This window comes from Marinococcus sp. LNHM4E3-1 (assembly GCF_056034405.1).
Map to the genome: position 1 here is coordinate 370,730 of NZ_JBQLID010000001.1, position 16,774 is coordinate 387,503.

At 46.0% G+C, this 16,774-nt stretch carries 23 protein-coding genes; 15 read left to right on the forward strand and 8 right to left on the reverse strand.

The genetic code is table 11. The features are described from left to right. Window positions 1–150 precede the first annotated feature (150 nt). Together ACTRXI_RS01810 and glnA are read left to right on the forward strand one after the other, a co-directional pair. Window positions 151–546, forward strand: coding sequence for a MerR family transcriptional regulator (locus ACTRXI_RS01810; RefSeq protein WP_322524914.1), 396 nt, complete (start codon window positions 151–153; stop codon window positions 544–546). Between the two features lie 88 nt (window positions 547–634). Then, on the forward strand, window positions 635–1,981 hold the full coding sequence (gene glnA / locus ACTRXI_RS01815) for a type I glutamate--ammonia ligase (protein ID WP_322524915.1): 1,347 nt from the start codon (window positions 635–637) through the stop codon (window positions 1,979–1,981). A 519-nt stretch (window positions 1,982–2,500) separates the two neighbouring features. Here glnA and ACTRXI_RS01820 read toward each other — a convergent pair. Continuing rightward, complete coding sequence (locus ACTRXI_RS01820; RefSeq protein WP_474260781.1) at window positions 2,501–3,076, reverse strand: hypothetical protein; 576 nt, start codon at window positions 3,074–3,076, stop codon at window positions 2,501–2,503. Window positions 3,077–3,277: 201 nt separating this feature from the next. On the opposite strand from ACTRXI_RS01820, the gene ACTRXI_RS01825 reads away from it, so the two are divergent. Together ACTRXI_RS01825 and ACTRXI_RS01830 are read left to right on the forward strand one after the other, a co-directional pair. Next, on the forward strand, window positions 3,278–3,337 hold the full coding sequence (locus ACTRXI_RS01825; RefSeq protein WP_474260839.1) for a hypothetical protein: 60 nt from the start codon (window positions 3,278–3,280) through the stop codon (window positions 3,335–3,337). After that, on the forward strand, window positions 3,334–4,149 hold the full coding sequence (locus ACTRXI_RS01830; protein ID WP_474260782.1) for a hypothetical protein: 816 nt from the start codon (window positions 3,334–3,336) through the stop codon (window positions 4,147–4,149). Before ACTRXI_RS01825 ends, ACTRXI_RS01830 begins: the two co-directional genes overlap by 4 nt. A gap of 94 nt (window positions 4,150–4,243) precedes the next feature. Here ACTRXI_RS01830 and ACTRXI_RS01835 read toward each other — a convergent pair whose 3' ends face one another. Both ACTRXI_RS01835 and ACTRXI_RS01840 read right to left on the reverse strand, forming a co-directional pair. Next, window positions 4,244–5,212, reverse strand: coding sequence for a hypothetical protein (locus tag ACTRXI_RS01835; protein ID WP_474260783.1), 969 nt, complete (start codon window positions 5,210–5,212; stop codon window positions 4,244–4,246). A gap of 112 nt (window positions 5,213–5,324) precedes the next feature. Then, window positions 5,325–6,032 carry a hypothetical protein gene (locus tag ACTRXI_RS01840; RefSeq protein ID WP_474260784.1) on the reverse strand — a complete coding sequence of 236 codons (708 nt, stop codon included), beginning with the start codon at window positions 6,030–6,032 and terminating at the stop codon, window positions 5,325–5,327. Window positions 6,033–6,290: 258 nt separating this feature from the next. Between ACTRXI_RS01840 and ACTRXI_RS01845 the strand changes: the two genes are divergently transcribed. The 4 genes from ACTRXI_RS01845 (at window position 6,291) to ACTRXI_RS01860 (ending at window position 8,513) form a co-directional block, all read left to right on the forward strand. Further along, a complete protein-coding gene (locus tag ACTRXI_RS01845; RefSeq protein ID WP_474260785.1) occupies window positions 6,291–6,425 on the forward strand; it encodes a hypothetical protein in 135 nt (44 codons plus the stop codon). Window positions 6,426–6,480: 55 nt separating this feature from the next. Beyond that, entirely contained in the window at window positions 6,481–6,720 is a 240-nt protein-coding gene (locus tag ACTRXI_RS01850; RefSeq protein WP_474260786.1) for a hypothetical protein, read from the forward strand. 226 nt (window positions 6,721–6,946) lie between these two features. Continuing rightward, entirely contained in the window at window positions 6,947–7,753 is an 807-nt protein-coding gene (locus tag ACTRXI_RS01855; RefSeq protein ID WP_474260787.1) for a DnaD domain-containing protein, read from the forward strand. Next, on the forward strand, window positions 7,641–8,513 hold the full coding sequence (locus ACTRXI_RS01860) for a DnaA ATPase domain-containing protein (protein WP_474260788.1): 873 nt from the start codon (window positions 7,641–7,643) through the stop codon (window positions 8,511–8,513). The genes ACTRXI_RS01855 and ACTRXI_RS01860 overlap by 113 nt, the downstream gene beginning before the upstream one ends. Window positions 8,514–9,083: 570 nt before the next feature. On the opposite strand, the gene ACTRXI_RS01865 is transcribed toward ACTRXI_RS01860, so the two are convergent. Beyond that, the gene (locus ACTRXI_RS01865; RefSeq protein ID WP_474260789.1) at window positions 9,084–9,233 is read right to left on the reverse strand and encodes a hypothetical protein; all 150 of its coding nucleotides are present in this window, start codon (window positions 9,231–9,233) and stop codon (window positions 9,084–9,086) included. A 221-nt stretch (window positions 9,234–9,454) separates the two neighbouring features. Between ACTRXI_RS01865 and ACTRXI_RS01870 the strand changes: the two genes are divergently transcribed. Continuing rightward, entirely contained in the window at window positions 9,455–9,628 is a 174-nt protein-coding gene (locus ACTRXI_RS01870) for a hypothetical protein (RefSeq protein ID WP_474260790.1), read from the forward strand. A 192-nt stretch (window positions 9,629–9,820) separates the two neighbouring features. After that, window positions 9,821–10,237, forward strand: a complete 417-nt coding sequence (locus ACTRXI_RS01875; protein WP_474260791.1) for a hypothetical protein — start codon at window positions 9,821–9,823, stop codon at window positions 10,235–10,237. Between the two features lie 375 nt (window positions 10,238–10,612). On the opposite strand, the gene ACTRXI_RS01880 is transcribed toward ACTRXI_RS01875, so the two are convergent. Further along, window positions 10,613–11,524 (reverse strand): hypothetical protein, encoded by a 912-nt coding sequence (locus ACTRXI_RS01880; RefSeq protein ID WP_474260792.1) that lies wholly within the window; start codon window positions 11,522–11,524, stop codon window positions 10,613–10,615. 37 nt (window positions 11,525–11,561) lie between these two features. Further along, complete coding sequence (locus ACTRXI_RS01885) at window positions 11,562–11,873, reverse strand: hypothetical protein (protein ID WP_474260793.1); 312 nt, start codon at window positions 11,871–11,873, stop codon at window positions 11,562–11,564. Window positions 11,874–12,175: 302 nt separating this feature from the next. Here ACTRXI_RS01885 and ACTRXI_RS01890 point away from each other — a divergent pair, with 302 nt between their 5' ends. From ACTRXI_RS01890 to ACTRXI_RS01900, 3 genes are all read left to right on the forward strand, one after another. Then, on the forward strand, window positions 12,176–12,382 hold the full coding sequence (locus ACTRXI_RS01890; RefSeq protein ID WP_474260794.1) for a hypothetical protein: 207 nt from the start codon (window positions 12,176–12,178) through the stop codon (window positions 12,380–12,382). A gap of 92 nt (window positions 12,383–12,474) precedes the next feature. Beyond that, on the forward strand, window positions 12,475–12,681 hold the full coding sequence (locus tag ACTRXI_RS01895) for a hypothetical protein (protein ID WP_079476428.1): 207 nt from the start codon (window positions 12,475–12,477) through the stop codon (window positions 12,679–12,681). A 148-nt stretch (window positions 12,682–12,829) separates the two neighbouring features. After that, the gene (locus tag ACTRXI_RS01900; protein WP_474260795.1) at window positions 12,830–13,474 is read left to right on the forward strand and encodes a C40 family peptidase; all 645 of its coding nucleotides are present in this window, start codon (window positions 12,830–12,832) and stop codon (window positions 13,472–13,474) included. Between the two features lie 73 nt (window positions 13,475–13,547). Here ACTRXI_RS01900 and ACTRXI_RS01905 read toward each other — a convergent pair whose 3' ends face one another. Together ACTRXI_RS01905 and ACTRXI_RS01910 are read right to left on the reverse strand one after the other, a co-directional pair. Continuing rightward, window positions 13,548–14,549, reverse strand: coding sequence for a thermonuclease family protein (locus tag ACTRXI_RS01905; protein ID WP_474260796.1), 1,002 nt, complete (start codon window positions 14,547–14,549; stop codon window positions 13,548–13,550). 278 nt (window positions 14,550–14,827) lie between these two features. After that, window positions 14,828–15,721: a universal stress protein gene (locus ACTRXI_RS01910; protein WP_474260797.1), complete on the reverse strand. Its 894-nt coding sequence runs from the start codon at window positions 15,719–15,721 to the stop codon at window positions 14,828–14,830. Window positions 15,722–15,906: 185 nt separating this feature from the next. On the opposite strand from ACTRXI_RS01910, the gene ACTRXI_RS01915 reads away from it, so the two are divergent. Together ACTRXI_RS01915 and ACTRXI_RS01920 are read left to right on the forward strand one after the other, a co-directional pair. Next, window positions 15,907–16,362, forward strand: coding sequence for a hypothetical protein (locus tag ACTRXI_RS01915; protein ID WP_474260798.1), 456 nt, complete (start codon window positions 15,907–15,909; stop codon window positions 16,360–16,362). A gap of 64 nt (window positions 16,363–16,426) precedes the next feature. Next, entirely contained in the window at window positions 16,427–16,753 is a 327-nt protein-coding gene (locus ACTRXI_RS01920; RefSeq protein WP_474260799.1) for a hypothetical protein, read from the forward strand. Window positions 16,754–16,774: the final 21 nt, after the last annotated feature.

A 16,774-nucleotide genomic window follows, 5' to 3' on the forward strand; every position in this document is an offset into this window, starting at 1 on the left:
TTTTTCTGTACATTTGCCGGAAAATAGGTGAAAATGTAAAAGATACAATAAGTTCTGAAAATTTTGATGTAAAAATAGCTTACATGAACTTGACGGAAAAGCTTACATCATGTAGGATATACTTAGTTTCAACGAAAGGGGGCGTAACGCATGAATGATCATGTACGCCGAAATACCCCTTTATTTCCGATTGGTATCGTCCAGAAACTGACGGAACTCACCCCAAGGCAGATTCGTTATTATGAAGAACACGGCCTGGTGTTTCCGACACGGACCGAAGGCAACCAGCGGTTGTTTTCCTTCCGCGACGTGGACCGTCTGCTTGAAATCAAAGCGATGATGGAGCGGGGCGTAAACCTTTCAGGCATCAAGGAAATCTATGAGTTAAAAACGTATTCAGAGGAACCGAAGCAGCCCTCAGCACCCAGAAATCACGATATGACCGACCGTGAACTGCGCAAGCACCTCCGCAAGGAAGTGATGATGGCAGGCAAATACTCACGGCCGTCGATGATTCAGGGACAGCTGTCGCGGTTTTTCGACTAACAGCAGGATTAACTTTTTTCCGGCTGCGGCCGGGGGAAAGATATAATAATTCACTATTCTAGTTTTTTAGAGAGGAGTCACAATTAACATGGCAAACACGAGAAAAGACATTTTAAAGTTTGCAGAAGAGGAAAACGTTAAGTTTATCCGTCTTCAGTTTACTGACTTGCAAGGAATTATTAAAAACGTAGAGATTCCGGTGGACCAGCTTGATAAAGCCCTGGACAACCTGATGATGTTCGACGGTTCTTCCATCGAAGGTTTTGTTCGTATTGAAGAATCCGACATGTACCTCTTTCCGGATCTTGATACCTGGATCGTCTTCCCATGGACCCCGGAAAAAGGCAAAGTCGCACGTTTAATTTGTGACATATATGAGCCGGGCAAGCCTGGCGAAGATCCAACACCATTTGCGGGTGACCCGCGCGGTATTTTGAAGCGTGTACTTAAAGACGCAGAGAAATTAGGCTTCAACGCCTTCAATATCGGGCCTGAGCCTGAATTCTTCCTTTTCAAAAACGATGAAAAAGGCGAGCCGACCACAACCCTGAACGACAAAGGCGGTTACTTTGACCTTGCGCCGACAGACCTCGGTGAAAACTGCCGCCGCGACATCGTACTTGAGCTTGAAGACATGGGATTTGAAATCGAAGCTTCCCACCACGAAGTGGCACCGGGACAGCACGAAATCGACTTCAAATACGCAGATGCTGTAACGGCGTGCGACAACATTCAGACGTTTAAGCTCGTTGTTAAAACGATCGCTCGTAAGCACGGCCTGCACGCCACCTTTATGCCGAAGCCATTGTTCGGTGTGAACGGCTCCGGTATGCACTGCAACATGTCCCTGTTCAAAGGCAAAGAGAACGCGTTCTACGACAAGAAGACCGATTCTCAGCTGAGCACAACGGCCATGCAGTTCTTGGCAGGTACACTCGAGCACGCGAAGGCGTTCACAGCGCTCACAAACCCAATCATCAACTCCTACAAGCGTCTTGTGCCAGGCTACGAAGCACCAGTATACGTTGCATGGTCCCTGCGTAACCGCAGCCCGCTCGTACGTATTCCGTCCTCCCGTGGCATGAGCACGCGTATTGAAACGCGCAGCCCGGATCCATCTGCGAACCCGTATCTTGCTATCGCAGCAATGCTTGCAGCTGGCCTGGACGGCATCAAGCGGAAGCTCGACGCTCCAGAGCCGACAGACCGCAACATCTACGTGATGGAAAAAGCAGAACGTGAAGAACTCGGCATCGAGGACCTTCCAGCAGACTTGAACGAAGCGCTTCAGCACCTGCTGAACGACGAAGTTCTCGTCAATGCGATCGGCCCTCACGCCATCGAGCACTTCGCCGAAGCAAAAGAAATCGAGTGGGACATGTTCCGCAGCCAGGTTCACCCTTGGGAAAGAGAGCAATACCTCTCCACTTATTAATCATCAGAAGTCCTGCAACCATAGGGTTGTGGGGCTTTTTTTGTGTTTGATAAAGAATAGTATTTTTCGGGCTGATCCAACGAATTTGCTCCGACTGCCGCAAAACTGCCCTAAAAATTTTTAGGACGATTCAAAGTAACGTATCGATGCAACTGGAACCTCGAACGAGCAGTGACAGAACCGATTCGAAATAAAAACAGGGGAACTGCTCCGTTTCCACAATGTATTAAGAAGGAAGAACATAGTGGTAAAAGCATTGACACAGTGTCAAAAGAATATGACGTCGAATCAAGTCTTATGCGGGATATATGGCGGTATTATGTATGAAAAAAAGCAGTGTTAACGAATATACACTTACCTGATTAAAGGGAGAATGGGGGAATGCATAAGGACTGGAATGGTATTATGCGAAATTCACGGCAATTCGCTCCGGCCGGCTGTACTTGAGTGAGATCTGTGGACCAGGCGAATTGTTTGCGGATTATTGGGATCAGTATAAGATAAGGCAAATTTAGGTTTTTATTTTTTTAAATTGTATTGTTTTTTATACTCTTTTAATGGTGGGTTCTTACGAAATAAAAAATAATCATAAAAGTGTTTTCGCATTGCTGAATTGAAGGTCACTATAGCCGTATCGAAATTTCTTTTATCCACAAATATTATGTCTAGAACCAAACTAGAATGAGCTTTTATTGTAAAAGCATCACTTGGAGGGAGACGAATGAGCTCTTGTTGCCCTGACATTGGTTTTTTAAATATTAAACGATTATTTTCAACTTCAGAAGGTTCGATCGTTTCTTGAGTATAAATTTTCACTGGTATATTATTTTTAAAAACTTTTAAATCGAATACCCCAATATCGATACTGCTAGGATTAGTAATTTGTACTTGAGTTTTCCAACTAGCTTCAAAAATAATATTTCTGCCGTCAGATTCTATAAAATCATAGAATATCTCTCCTTTTTGTACGTCTTGCACATAATCGCTAAAAGCAACATTTAATGTTTTTCTTGTTCGTGCTAGAGAAAGTATTGAAATGAATAGAGCGGTCAGGGCGAGAAAAGAATCGAAATTATTATTTATAAGCTCAGTCAAAATGAAAATCCTTTCACATTTTTTCTGGATTTATTTTAGCACAAGGAGACATTTTGATTAACAAACGAATGAGAGAAATCACAAAATCACATAGGATAAACATATAGAGTAGTTAAATTTTGATATACTGAAAGCAGAAGAACCGATGGTGTTAGTGGTCGGGCAGGGACGTGTACGCTGCCGGCTCATGGCAAGACCAGAATTGTCACACACCAAGGGAAAGTCAAACGGGTGGAATGGGATGAGGGGGAAGAGTTTTGAGTGAGTTCGCCGTAATTACTAAAGATTTAGAAAAAGAGTATATAAAATTGATCGAAAGAAACATGGAGAATTATAAAAACTTAATAAATTTTTCTAGGTATCAAAATAACCATCACTCAAGGATAACTTTTGCTGAAGCAGATGAAAATGACAAAAGTGTTTTAGCTGAAATCATATTCTTTGATTGCCTGGAAGAAATAATAACCTCCTTGAGTTACGCAAATGCAGCTTTTCAAAATAAGGATTTAAGCATCTCATTTTCTCTAATAAGAAAGCCATTTCGAGATTTACTCGCATGTATAGAATATCTAAGTTTTAATGCTGTAGAAGTAGTAGAAGCAATGATCTCTAATGACCTTAATGTTATAGACCCTTCAAAGAAAAAAGTGAAAGAAAAAATAAGAGATAACATGATACAACTAGTGGAAGCCAATCAAGATACATTTAACGGGATAACTGGAGAGGAAGTTAAAATTCTGCATAAACAGAGGTACGCTCTTGATAATGAGCCTGATACACTTTCTACTTATTTGAATCAATCTTTGCATTTAATTACTACGCGAGAAGCCTATAGAACGAAAAAAAATCAAATGAATTATTTGCCATCTTTGACCAGTCAAAAGGATGCTGATATTAGTAAAACAATCTATGTGGCCTTTGTCCCTTTCATTGTGAATTATATTAATCGGTTATTATATTTTAATATAATAAATAAATTTAATTATAGACAAAATATGATCGTAAACGAAGTTAAAAAAATTAGTGAATTAGAAAAAGAACAAGCTATTTTCATAAACAAAGTAATTCATTAATAAGTTTTACCAGCCCACTGGAGGATACTGAATGACGGAACAACGCTGTGGTTTGGTGTCCTATTTTTTGTTTTATCGTACTTAATTATAAGATTTATTTCAGCAACTTTGCTTTTTCTGTTTCAAATTCCTTTTCCGATAGAATTCCTTTCTCTTTGAGGTTGTAGATGCGCTCAATTTCGTCGTATTTATCGTAACTTGTGTCTTTTTCCTCGGAGTCGCCAAAATCTAGTTGGGCGGATGTTTTAAACTCAGATAATTTGCTGAACTTTTTACTGTCGCACTTGGCAATAACCACATGCTTCTCTTTCGTTTCTTTATTAACGAGAAAGAGGGCAGCAGTGGATAAATCTTCACCTGCTGTGGAACCAATAGCCATGGCATTAGCCCCTCGCTCTCCGCGAAGAAAAAGCCCTAAATCAGCGCTCTGAAGCGCTTTGTACTGTGATCTTTTAATATTCTTAGTGCGATCATAGTCATAAAATTCAAAAAAGCTAGTGGCGTTTCTCCCTAACTCTTTAAAATAAACATCCCCAGTTTCCAGTTGAATCAATTTAGCTGCTTTACCATAGAGACCAACCTCTTTATGTCCATTTACGCATTCTAACGATACTTTTTTAGATATTTTACTCTCAGGAAGTTCAGAAGCAGGAGCTGCCAAATTTTCTTCTATGTTTTTATCTGTTTCATTCGCTATAATTTGAGCAGCCTGGTAGTTCGATTCATTCTTGGGAAAGTGCAAAACCATTTCTTCATTTGCACCATTAAAAACAAACTTAATCTTTTTTGAATCAAAATGAATATTAGCGAATATCCCTTCGGAAGTAGAATAATTAATTACTTTTGGTTTTTTGATCCCTGTAGTAAAAATATAAACAAATCGAGAATTTGTTAAAGCGAGCAATTTAAAATCGTCCATCATTTTTGAAGATACACATAGAGCAATTAATTTTTCATCATTCTCTAACTCTTCCGATAGAAGTTTTGCTTCTTTTTCTAATGTCTTAAAAGCGAATTTCCCATGTTTCTTTAGCTCTGTATCTACTGCCTCGTAGTTATTCACAGCTATTCACCCCGGCTCTTTCTGGAATATTAATACTTTGAAACATACTCAGATTCAAAATATTTATAGGATTAGAATAAAACCCCTGCCGTAAAGCAGGGGAGTGGATATTTTATTCAAATGTAATGGTCTGTTCGATCGATTCCCCAACTTCATTAAAATCTTCATCGGTGGGTGCACCTATGCGGACAGTGATTTCTTCAATCTCTTCTGCCTCTGAGTTTTCAAGCACATACACGTTATATCCTTCTTGCGTCACTGCATCCAGGAATTCTCCATTAATGTGTTCGCCAAAAAAGGCATCTGGATCCAGCTGTTCACCGCTATTTGTCGTAATAGTAGCCTGGGACGGATAAAAATTAACAGGTTCTTCCTGAGTGTTTTCGACAGACATATCTAACTGGATGTAAGTAAGATCTTCGCTGTCAGTCTCTAAGATATCCTGGTATTCTTCTGTTAACTCACCATCAATCACTTTTGCAGATTCAAAAGTAGCTTCAAGGGGACCTGTCTCAACCGTGCCAATATCGTCAGTGCGTTTAACCATATTGAACGACCCAGCTTCACTTTCTACGGTATCGCCTGGCTGTGCTTCTTGATTCTCGTTCTCTTCTTCGCTCATGGTTTCGCCTTCGCTGTCATCGCTATCAGAAGATTCATCCCCCGATGATTCTTCCTGGTTGTTCTCTTCGTCGCTTCCGCTCTCTTCATTAGAAGAATCCTCGTTTCCATTTTCTGAGCCAGAATCCTCACCACCGCCACAGGCGCTTAGCGCAATCGTCGTAGTAGCAATCCCCGCCATTAATAAATACTTCTTCATGGAATTTCCCCCCTGTATATGTAATTTATTGAATCTATTTCATTTTAACAGCAAACGTACGTACCCTCAAAGTATTTCCTGCATCATAAGTCCTTGATTTTAAATTAAAATTATTTGATCTTAATGGTGGGCAAAGCTATAAAAAGATATTTTCTAACACTTCTCTGCATGACTTTCATACTGAAGTTGAATTAAGACGTTTGCTTCCCCTTTATAAAAAGGTAAAGAACCATAATTAAAAAATAAGGAATGATAAAAATGAATAAAGCCCATTTAATTACGGAGAAACTGGCGCTGGAGGAGGAGTACGATAAAGGCGAGGTTCCGCACGATGAATACACCGAGCGTGTGGAGGAGCTGCAGCAGCTGGAGCAGCCAAACTTTGTAAAATAAATGTAATGATAAAAAGGTAGAATACTATGATAATGTGTAGGCAGAAGGTGATAAAATGAGTAACTTTGCTTACACTAAGCGTGGAAAAACCAATGAAATTCTCATTGGAGCGTACAAGGAAATCGTCAATGCGTATTACGGGGAAGAAATTTATTCATTTAAAACCGAAGAGGAATTATTTTACAGCATTCAAACGTACCGCCAAAAAGAATATATTATCACCCGCCTGAGTGAATTACCCATCATCGACGCGATGTGGAAGAAGGAAGGGGCTGCCCGCTACGATACCGAGTAGCGGGTTTTTTCATGCTTAAATGAAGGCCGGGTTGAACCAGGGCTTCCACGTGAGGCAGGTATAGAAAAAATTCCTCTTACATAATATTTTTTTATCCCCCGAAACGAACAATCCATACAATATACAACATGGGGAAGATGAAAAATAAACTCGTTGTTTTCTCTAACATTCACAAAGAGGTGAAAAGCGTGAGCAAGCATCAGGAACTGCGGGCCATCATAAAAAAATGAGCGGACAGGATCATATTATCACGGTGCCGCGTATCTTTATCGAATATTTGGACGGGGATTTGAATACGGCGCTGGTTTTAAATCAGCTCGTGTTCTACGCCGACAAAACAAAGCGCACCGACGGCTTCTTTTATAAAAGCTACGGAGAATGGGAGGCGGAGACTGGATTAACCCGGCGCAAAATCAAAGGGTCGATCGATAAGCTGATCAACAAAGAGCTGGTCACCACCAGGCTGAAAAAAGCGAACGGGGCGCCGACGCTTCACTACGCACTGGATTACGACAAAATGTTGAATTCTATTATGACAAAGTGCTCTATTGCATCCGAACAATCTGTCACTAAACCGGATTTGGACAAAGTGTCGGATTCCATAACAGATGATTTGCAGTTGAATTCGACAGATGAATTAAACAGTAGTCCCCGCGCCGTCGGCACTGTTGTCCGGTTTTACGAAGAGAGTTTTGGCGGGACGATGACGGCCTATCACCGGGAGCGGCTGGGTGACTGGTGCGAGGCTATGTCCCCGGAGATCGTTCTTCGGGCATCGGAGACTACCATTCTTCAGGGCGGCCGCAGCCTGAAATACGCCGAGCGGATCCTGAATGATTGGCAGCGGTTCAGCTGCCGCACGCTTGATGATGTAGAGGAATACGAAGAAACGAAAAAACAGCAGAAGGAGGCACGCCGACATGGACGGAACAGCCAGAGGCATGCAGGAGGTACTCGACAGTCTCGAAAAGAAAGCAGCGGAAGTGAAAAGCAATCCGCTCTCGGCCGCGGATGGCACCGACCGGGAGGATGATTACCAGTGCCCGGTATGCAAGGACCAGACCGAGTGGCTGGAAAAGGTGGATGGAGTGGAAAAATGGGTCATATGCCCATGTATTCGCGAGCGCCGGACACAGCGGCTGCTCCAGTTCAGTGAAATTACTGAAAGCTTTCGGAACGTTACCTTCGGGCAGTTTCAGACCGACAACGTGGATCCGCAGGTAGCGAGTATGAAGGAAGCTGCGCTCGCCTATTACAGCAATTATCAGGATCTCCGGAAGCAGCGGGAGAACAGCATGCTGATTATGGGGGCTCCGGGCTGCGGAAAAACGCATATTCTGACGGCGCTCAGCAATAATCTCATGCAGCGTAAAAAGATCGAGGACGGGGACGAACAGCAGCAGGGTGTATCCGTCCAGTATTTTCCGTACGTTGAAGGGTTCAACGATCTGAGGGACGACTTTAATCTTTTGGAGCGGAAAATGGAGCGTATGAAAAAAGCGGATGTGCTGTTTATCGATGATTTGTTCAAGCCGGTGAAGCAGTGGACGAAGGACGGGTATCAGCGAATTCCCCGGGCCACTGCCTGGCAGATCGAGCAGATGTACGCCGTGATTAATCACCGGTATCTGAATCACCTGCCGATTCTCGTTTCCACGGAGCTGATCATGGAAGAGCTCGTGGATGTGGACGACGCGCTTGCATCCCGGATCGTGCAGATGTGCAAATCCTTCCTGGTGACGATCACCGGACCGAAGAATGACTTAAACTACCGACTGAGAGGGGTGTATTAAATGGTGCCAGCGTGTGGGATAGTAATGCAGGGAAGAAAGCTAAATGAAGCGGAGGAGCAGCTGAGGCGGGAAAGGGTGCGGAGGAACATGGAGCGCTTTAAAGAAGCGGAACGGAACTTTGAAAAGCAAAACTTGCAGCGAAGTAATGAAGCACCCAAATTAGTATTATTATGAGCTACATATTCAATGGAGAGCTGGATAAAACGTTTGTTACCGGCCAGACAATCGGGGGCATTACCATCGGGTTATTTATAGCCCCACACTTTCGGCAGGATCCTGAGGAAAAGGCCCACAGGATGATACGCATTAACAGGATTATCACAAACACGATATATATTTTTCTCGTAATATTTTTAATTATGTTCAGCCTGTATTATATTTCGGATTCTATCGATGGGAGAGCGCTGTCGTTCTTTGCGATTCCTTTAATCCTAACGTTAATAATCAAACTTATTTATCGGTGGCGGGTGAAGAAAATTTCAGGGTAGAAAAAACTGCAGCATGTATTCGCTCAAATTAACTGGCGCATACTGCATTAACCCCCGAGCACCTCTGGCCATCCACATTCATTTAATCCGACGATTCGAGTTCAACATCCTGATGCGGTTCGTTTTCAATCTCAATATCGCTATCCTCCGCGATGTCCCCTAAAACCAATGGAACTTCCGTATTTGGGGCAAATCCATCGAAGCCGCCGTACAAAGCTATTTGGATTTTCATGCTTTTGCGCAGCTTCTTTTGTTTGTAGGGCAAAAAACCTTAAGAAATTTGTTAGGACTTTTGCATTCATATGTTCGGGAATAGAACGTGCGCTGCCACTACAAAATACTCCGGTACTCCTGCGATTGTCCTTTTTTATGAATTAATGTAAGGAAATAGAAGGAAATCCTCCGGAATTGGCGAAAGATATGGAGTGACACTACTATTTTAGGGGGATTGAAATGACAAAGACGATACAGGTAGGGGACACGTACCGCGATAGGAATAGTGGAAAGGAGTATAAGGTCACGAGTTATAACGGCAATTCAGTCCTGCTCACCAAAGAAGAAACGTCATTGGCTGTGATACCAGTTATCGACGAAGAGGTTCTTTTACCAGGATTTATCAAGGTATAAGCTGCTAATATTTTCAATGCTTTGGCGCTCTGCCAGGAGCGCTTTTTTATGTGTCTAAAGAAAAGATGCATATTCCTTAATCTGACCCCGGCCGGTGACAATGAGTACGTATTAGCAAATTTAAAAAACAAAAGGTTTCTTCCGGCCGGTTAAAGGCAATAGTGACCACTACTAGTAGTGGGAGGGATTTATATGAAAGAGGAAGAAATAACTGCAAAGATAGAGGAACTCGAAATGGGACTGGATCGTTCAAGTGATACGCTGGAACACGATCACGACGTGCCTGTGAATAAAACAAAGGCGGAGAGCGGAGCGTCTGTAGTTTATGAATACGGCAGCGGGGACAAAACCAATGCTGCCCAGGAGTTGACCAATCTTCGCGTGGAATTTGACAGGGCACAGAGCGAGGAATTTAATGCAAAAGCTGTTTTTCAGACAAACAGGCATAACAAGGAAATTGCAGGCGGGGAAAAGCCGTTTGACACGCTGTATTTATCGAATGGAAACGAAGGCACGTGGAGAATTGATGCAGCTGACGGAAAAGAGCTGGAGCAGAATGATCTGGAAAAAATCATCGCCTATACCTTTCAAAGCTATTTACTGGAGTAAGTCACTGAAGCCGGTTTTCTGCTTAGTATGCTTTCCTGCATGAAAACGAAAAAGACCCTGTGCGTACACAGGGCAAACTGAGGGAATATACCTTTGCAAATTCCAGTCGTATCTTTCATCCAGGGAGATGGTTTAGAGAAGTGGTACAGTTTCAATTTTAAAGCGCTTACATTTTAAAATCACGAGGCAATAGTCCTTTTTTTGCAGATTGAGGCTTTTCTGTTAATAAAAAAGCCCCGCGGGGAACACGGGGCTGGTCTCAGGAGCGGGATGAAACATTCATCCCACAAGTACTTTATCGGATGAACTGTATTCATTAATGAGTCCTTGGATAGAAATAATGTCAAAAATATTAAAAGAGCGGACTTCCTGCTGTTAACGGTTGCTCGCTTTTTGAACGGCCCGCTCCACCTCTTTTTCGGAAACGTCAAATTTGTCGGCGGTAGCTTCTACCGGGCTGGTACCCGTGCTTTCATCGTACGCAGGCCCCGCCCAATAAAAGTACATGTCCAGCTGTTTTTTGGTCGGGTATTCCTCCCGCTGCTTCGGCAGCCCTTCATTGTTCATGGAGCCATAAAACGTGTTGATCTCGTGGTCGCTGTAGTCGCCAGGTTCATAATTTTCTGCCGCCGCGATTTCCCCGTTAGGGAAATAATCCGTTTTTCCGTAAATGTAGCTGCCGTAATCCATCGCTTTTTTGGCATCCACAAAGTTGATCGTCAGCAGGTGAAATTCTTCCTGGTCTTTCACCTCCATGATCACTTCGTCACTGATGGTATCAATATCTGTTTCATCAATCGACACAGGATCTGCGTCCGGGATTACATAATAATTCAGATAAACCCCATGATCGTACGCCGCGTTTTCCCCTTCGTGCACTGTATACGAAGGTACCTCTGCTTCAGGAGCCCCGCCGGTCTGTTCTTTTTCATAAGCCGTAAATTCATCGTTCATGTCTTCGGACAGCACTGCGCAGGGTACGCCATCGTTATTGGCATCAAGACCGCCGGGATCATTTTCAGAGCTGAACTCGTGCTCCGTCCAGTAGTCATACAGGTGCTGGTCGTCTTCGAAATCGCTGCAGCTTTTTAACGCTGTCTCCTCATCAGTCGCTTCTGGCTCTTCTTCACGCAGGTTTTCTTCCGAGTTGCTTGCCGGTTCTCCCCCTAAGACAGCGGCGATGACACCGGCAAGAAGAAGCGCGTAAACCAGTGAGGCTGTCACAAGCTTCCACCTTGTGCCTGTCCGGAGCCCGGGCAGCCGCCGCCATTTTCTTTTTTTCTGCATGAAACTCCCCCTGGATATACTGCTTATCCCAATGTCACTACAGGCGGTTCGCCTGTTTAATCATTTTTAAGAAATGTTCTTCTTTCGATTTGAATTCAAGCTCACTGACTTTGCTTAAAATAAAATGGTATTTAGAGATTTCGCCGCTGATTTTTAAGCCCCTTAAAAAAGCATCCGCCGCCTGTCTGATTTCTGCTGTCTCCCGGGAGCTCTCAAACACGATGACGTTCCGGGTAACCTGTCTTGCGTTGTCGTTTGCGGCCAAGTGCGTAATTAAATCAAGCAGATTGTCGTAGTTGCTGGTTTTGGTGTTGTTGATTAAATCGACACTAATCAGAAAAACGCCCACTAAGCATCCCCCCTCGAAAGAATGAGCAGGCACATCTATGCCGTTTTAGTGCCGGCCCGCAGAAAACCCCGTTTCCCCTCCAACGGGGTCAGTCCTGCTTTGCCTGTTTCTTTTTCGCGTAAGCTGTCCAACCGAGGTATATAACAATTAAAGCGGCAATTATGGAAGCCATTGTATTCCGCCTCCCGTCATTTGTTAAGCCTATTGTATCACAGGAAAATAGAGGAGGGGGTTGTCAAATACGCCTGCGGAGTGCCTTTTGAACGTACAGCTAAAATGAAGAAGGCAAAGGGGCGGTTACTGTGAATTACGAACCAGGTATGCGCGTGTTCAGCGAGACGAGGAAGCAGTGGGGTGTAATGATGCTTCAAAATCACCATCAGGGACCGGAATGGTATTATGTTAAATTTACGCCGCTCCGCTCGGGGTGGCATCATGAAAGCGATCTGTGGGAGGCAGGGGAGGTGTTCGCCTGCAGCTGGGAGCGTCACCGGGCCGGACAAATCTGATTGCGGCGGCGCCATTTTTTCTTAATTGGTGGTCGTTTTCCCTGATTAAATGTAAAATGGATGGCGGCGTTAAAAATTTGGGAGGGATCGTTATGTACACATCTATTATCTTTTTCATCGAAGACGGGGACCGGCTGATTGTGCCGAAGTCCAACGAGACCCCGAGCGTGGATGAAATTATTGAAAAGCTGAAAAAAGGAAAAAAGCAGGACCTGAAAATGTCCGAAGCATTCAGCGAATGGTTCAACACCGAAGTGGAATGCAAAAAAGTAACAAGCGTCAGCGTCAATTTCATTTAAGTGCGAGCATCTGCCTGCGGGCGGATGCTTTTTTCAATCGATTAAAAAAACTTCGGCGGATGGTTGTAAAAAAGACCATTCGGGTTCCTTTACTGTATAGGACGGCAAAAAGCCGGCACCTACTCGCTTCAGGAAAGGATGATGAGCATTGGCACAAACATTGGGGCATCAGCTGATTACGTACGGGGAGGATCATCTCGGCACGCCATATGAATTCGGCGGCAACGGCACGGACACCTTTGACTGCAGCGGCTTTGTCCGCTACGTGATTGAGTACGTCACTGGCGAGATTATTCCGAGGACCGCAGCCAGCCAGTCGGAAACAGGCACGCCGATTTCAGACGAAGATCTGCGAACGGGAGATCTGCTGTTCTGGAAGGATACCCGCTCGGAGGATCTGAACCATAACGACGTGACCCATGTCGGCTTCTATGTGGATGGACAGACGTTTCTGGGCGCGCAGGGCTCCACCGGAGTGGCATTCGCCGATTCCACGCGGGACTACTGGCAGTCGCGCTACGTCGGGGCCCGCCGTGTCGTCGACAGTACAGCGGGGCCGCTCACCAACGTCGGCGGAAAGGGAGACCTGCTCCGGGTGATTGCCAGCCAGGTGAATTACCGCAGCGAACCGTCCTGGGACAGCGAAGCCGTTGCGGGTAAAGTTACCGAAGGAGAGGCGTTTACGATTGAGCGCCGCGTGCCGATGGAGGAACGCTCGGATCTGTTTGAGCTCCTGTCCGGCACGTATATTACGACGCATGAAAACTATGTGGAGGTACTGCCTCAGAGTTAAGGGAGGCCGTTTCCACAAATAGAAAGCAGGCCCGGCATATGCTGCCGGGACCTGCTTTCTATTTTTACTTTATTTACGTTTCACAGCCGACGCCGTCCCCGTCACGGTCCAGGTGGCCGCCGTAGCCCGGGTCGCCTTCGCGCACAGGGGCAGCTCCGGCTTCACGGGCAGCGTCGCAGTTTTCATAATACACGTCTTCAGAGGAGCTTTCGCTGTCGGAGGACCCGGACTCTTCCGCAGAGCCGGAATCCCCGGAGGACTCCTGTGATTCCTCGTCCTGTTCCTCGTACCCGTCGTCGGTCACATAATCCTCGAGCGACCAGATGCCGATGCCGGCCGACCGGGCTTCCTCCTCCGCGGCTTCAAATTCGTCAAGATATTCGGTGTTTGGCGGATAGACGGCTACCCGGGCAAGGCCTTCCTCAATCAGCTGCTGGTTGAAGTTTTCACCATCGACGAATACGTAGGCAAGCAGCCGGCCGTAGTAGTCCCGTTCTTCGACGCCGAGCTCAAGCCGCACGTCTTCACCGTCCAGCTCGCTTGTCGTAAATTCTGTAGCTTCCGGGCCGAATGGCTGCACGCCCATCTGTGGATGCTTCGTCTCCGGTGTGTCGACGAGAATGAGACGAATGCGCTCCTCGCCTCCTTCGTAATCCACATCGATGGTGTCGCCGTCGACAACGTTGGTTACTGTCGCGTTGGTATCTTCTTCAGCAGAGTCGGACTCGGTGTCTGATGCTGCTTCCTCATCGTTGCTTTCACTGTTATCAGAGGAATTACCGTTAGATGCTTCTTCGGTGTCGCTGGCGTCCTCTTCATTCGAAGCGTCCTCCGGCTGTTCTTCTTCCGCTGTTTCGTCGTTTTCACTGCCGGAAGCGGCCCCGTCCTCCGCACTCTCGTCATTTTCTTCTGCCTGCTCTCCGGCGTCTGCAGCACCTTCCTCTTCTGCTGCTTGTTCGCTCGTCTGTTCTTCCGATTCGTTACCGCCGCTCTCCTGGCCGGGCTCTTCGCTGCATGCAGTAAGAAAGAGCGTCAGCGCCAGGGTAAAGGACAAAAGCCTGACTGGTTTTTTCAATAGAATCACCCCGCTGCATAATTGGTTAGCATATAGATAGGAAATAGATGGACGTAATCTGCGTAAAAAGTAGCGGTTATTAGAGTTATTAACAGTGTACAAGAAAGCATGTGAAAAGAAAATAACTAATCCAGCAGTGCTTTTCGTTGCCTGTAGGCAACAGAATATAACTACAATAAAAAATACACGTTTTATATAGGGAAGGGGCTTTTTCCTTTGAGGCTGGAAGAGAACAAAAAGAACCCTGCGCCTGTGCAGCGCAGGGTTCGTCACCGATATTATTTCGGCAGGTAGTCGTTTCGCACAATCAGCACGTCGCAGGTGGCCCGCCGCACAAGGCTCTCCGAGACGCTTCCGAGAAACAGGCGCTCAGCGCGCCCCATCCCGGAGGAGCCGGCAACGATCAGGTCCGCTTCGAATTTTTTGGCTGCCTCGGTTGGAATCACTACCTTCGGCGCTCCGTATTCGACGGAAAAATCAATCGCCGAAATGTCTTCTGCGGCACTTAAATTCCGGTATTCCTCAAGCAGTTCTTTTCCGCGTTCCCTGTACATCTGAACAATATCCTCGGTATGGTATTCGGCTGACGAAATAAACGGCGTATTCAGCACGTACACAACCTGCACGCGGCTTTTTTCCCGTTTAGCAATGTCGAGCCCGGCATACAAAGCGCTGGTTGAGACCTCGGAGCCGTCGACAGCGATCAGAATAGAGCTGTACGGCTTTGGCGGCTCTTCGTTTTTGACAATCCAGACGTCGCACGAGGCGTGGCGCACGATGCTTGCGGCAACGCTTCCAAAAACCCTTTTTTCAAACGTACCGGCTCCCGAACCCCCGGAAAGAATCAGGTCGGCTCCGAACTCATGAGCTATTTCGCCGGGAATTAACGCTTTGGGAGGCCCTTCCTTCATAAATGTCAGAACGTTTTTCACGCCCTGATCCTCCGCGCTTTTTTTAGCACGGTCCAGAATGTCGGTGCCAATACGTTCTGACGCGCTTAACAGATCCGGGGACTCCCGGCGGAGCTCGAGGATATTGTGGTAATCGATAATATAGCAGAACGCGAGCGCGCTTCCATAGGTGAGGGCGGTTTCAATCCCTTTTTGAAGTGCGTATTCTGCTTCGTCCGAACCGTCGAGAGCGACGAGGATGCGTTCGTAGTGCAGTGCCATTGCAATCAGTCCCTTCTGGCTTTTGGTGGTGTGTCTATAGTTTAGCTCATTTTTTTCTTCCTGCGTGTGAGGAACCTCACATCCAACGGAGACTTTTCAATTTATACTGGCCTCGTAAGCAGCTATAAGTGAAAACTATTCCAGCCTGAAGGGGCGTTGAAAATAAAGCACAAAGGAGTTTCGGTATGATGGATGGATTAAAGCAGATTGTCTGGAAGGAAATGCTGAATGAATGCGGCGGGGCCATTCCGCAAACCCTGCCGGAATTAAACGGAAGAGCGGAGCGAAACCAGGAAATCGCCTGCCTGCTTCCGTTTTATGTGTACTATTTTCATACGTATGAATGGCAGGAATACTCGTTAATGACAGAGCATGCGCTTCCGGGGACGCTGAACCACGCTGCCTTTATAGCGATCGACACGCCGTCGCTGCAGGCTTCGGCACAAATGAAGCGGTACTTTTACGGGCTGTCGTTTATCAGCAGGCTCCCGGCGGACGGGGAGACGGCGTTTACCCTGGAGGAATGGACGCTGCATGTATTCCGGAAATACTATTACTTAACAACAAAAGCAGCCCTTCCGGCCGGGGATGCGGCCGTAAAACAGAGGCGGACCGGCACGTGGACCTTCCGGGTTATGTAGGTACTGACGGCAAAAATGAGAGCGTTTGCGAAGCGTACAAGTAATAAAGGAGGACTGCTTGAATATGCAGAAGCACTACTACGGATATGCGGGAGAAAGCACGGCAGAAGTGAGGGAGGAGGAGTATATACGGTTTGTGTATATTTTTGACGAACCGGACCGGCGGGAGGAAGTGCTCTACATCGGCACGAGGGAAAATGTTCGAAAATGTGCCCGGGGGATAGACCTTTTAAATATCGAACTGGAGCTTGCGGACGCTGTCACGGTGGGAAGCCGGACGTTTAAAATTATCGGAATTGAACGGGTGCCTCCGTGTGAAACGGTGGAGCGCACGTTCCAGGGCGGCATGGTGACGTATTATTTTTCGGAAGCGGATCTGCCGTTGTCCTGAAGGGTGAAAAAACGGGCAGAA

Excerpts from the sequence above, each read along its gene's own strand:
- ACTRXI_RS01860 (WP_474260788.1), top strand. The coding sequence starts at position 7,641 with ATGGACGGAACAGCCAGAGGCATGCAGGAGGTACTCGACAGTCTCGAA.
- ACTRXI_RS01840 (WP_474260784.1), bottom strand. The coding sequence starts at position 6,032 with ATGAAGAAGTATTTATTAATGGCGGGGATTGCTACTACGACGATTGCG.
- ACTRXI_RS01910 (WP_474260797.1), bottom strand. The coding sequence starts at position 15,721 with ATGGCACTGCACTACGAACGCATCCTCGTCGCTCTCGACGGTTCGGAC.
- ACTRXI_RS01895 (WP_079476428.1), top strand. The coding sequence starts at position 12,475 with ATGTACACATCTATTATCTTTTTCATCGAAGACGGGGACCGGCTGATT.
- ACTRXI_RS01845 (WP_474260785.1), top strand. The coding sequence starts at position 6,291 with ATGAATAAAGCCCATTTAATTACGGAGAAACTGGCGCTGGAGGAGGAG.
- glnA (WP_322524915.1), top strand. The coding sequence starts at position 635 with ATGGCAAACACGAGAAAAGACATTTTAAAGTTTGCAGAAGAGGAAAAC.
- ACTRXI_RS01810 (WP_322524914.1), top strand. The coding sequence starts at position 151 with ATGAATGATCATGTACGCCGAAATACCCCTTTATTTCCGATTGGTATC.
- ACTRXI_RS01920 (WP_474260799.1), top strand. The coding sequence starts at position 16,427 with ATGCAGAAGCACTACTACGGATATGCGGGAGAAAGCACGGCAGAAGTG.
- ACTRXI_RS01875 (WP_474260791.1), top strand. The coding sequence starts at position 9,821 with ATGAAAGAGGAAGAAATAACTGCAAAGATAGAGGAACTCGAAATGGGA.
- ACTRXI_RS01850 (WP_474260786.1), top strand. The coding sequence starts at position 6,481 with ATGAGTAACTTTGCTTACACTAAGCGTGGAAAAACCAATGAAATTCTC.
- ACTRXI_RS01915 (WP_474260798.1), top strand. The coding sequence starts at position 15,907 with ATGATGGATGGATTAAAGCAGATTGTCTGGAAGGAAATGCTGAATGAA.
- ACTRXI_RS01855 (WP_474260787.1), top strand. The coding sequence starts at position 6,947 with ATGAGCGGACAGGATCATATTATCACGGTGCCGCGTATCTTTATCGAA.
- ACTRXI_RS01870 (WP_474260790.1), top strand. The coding sequence starts at position 9,455 with ATGACAAAGACGATACAGGTAGGGGACACGTACCGCGATAGGAATAGT.
- ACTRXI_RS01865 (WP_474260789.1), bottom strand. The coding sequence starts at position 9,233 with ATGAAAATCCAAATAGCTTTGTACGGCGGCTTCGATGGATTTGCCCCA.
- ACTRXI_RS01880 (WP_474260792.1), bottom strand. The coding sequence starts at position 11,524 with ATGCAGAAAAAAAGAAAATGGCGGCGGCTGCCCGGGCTCCGGACAGGC.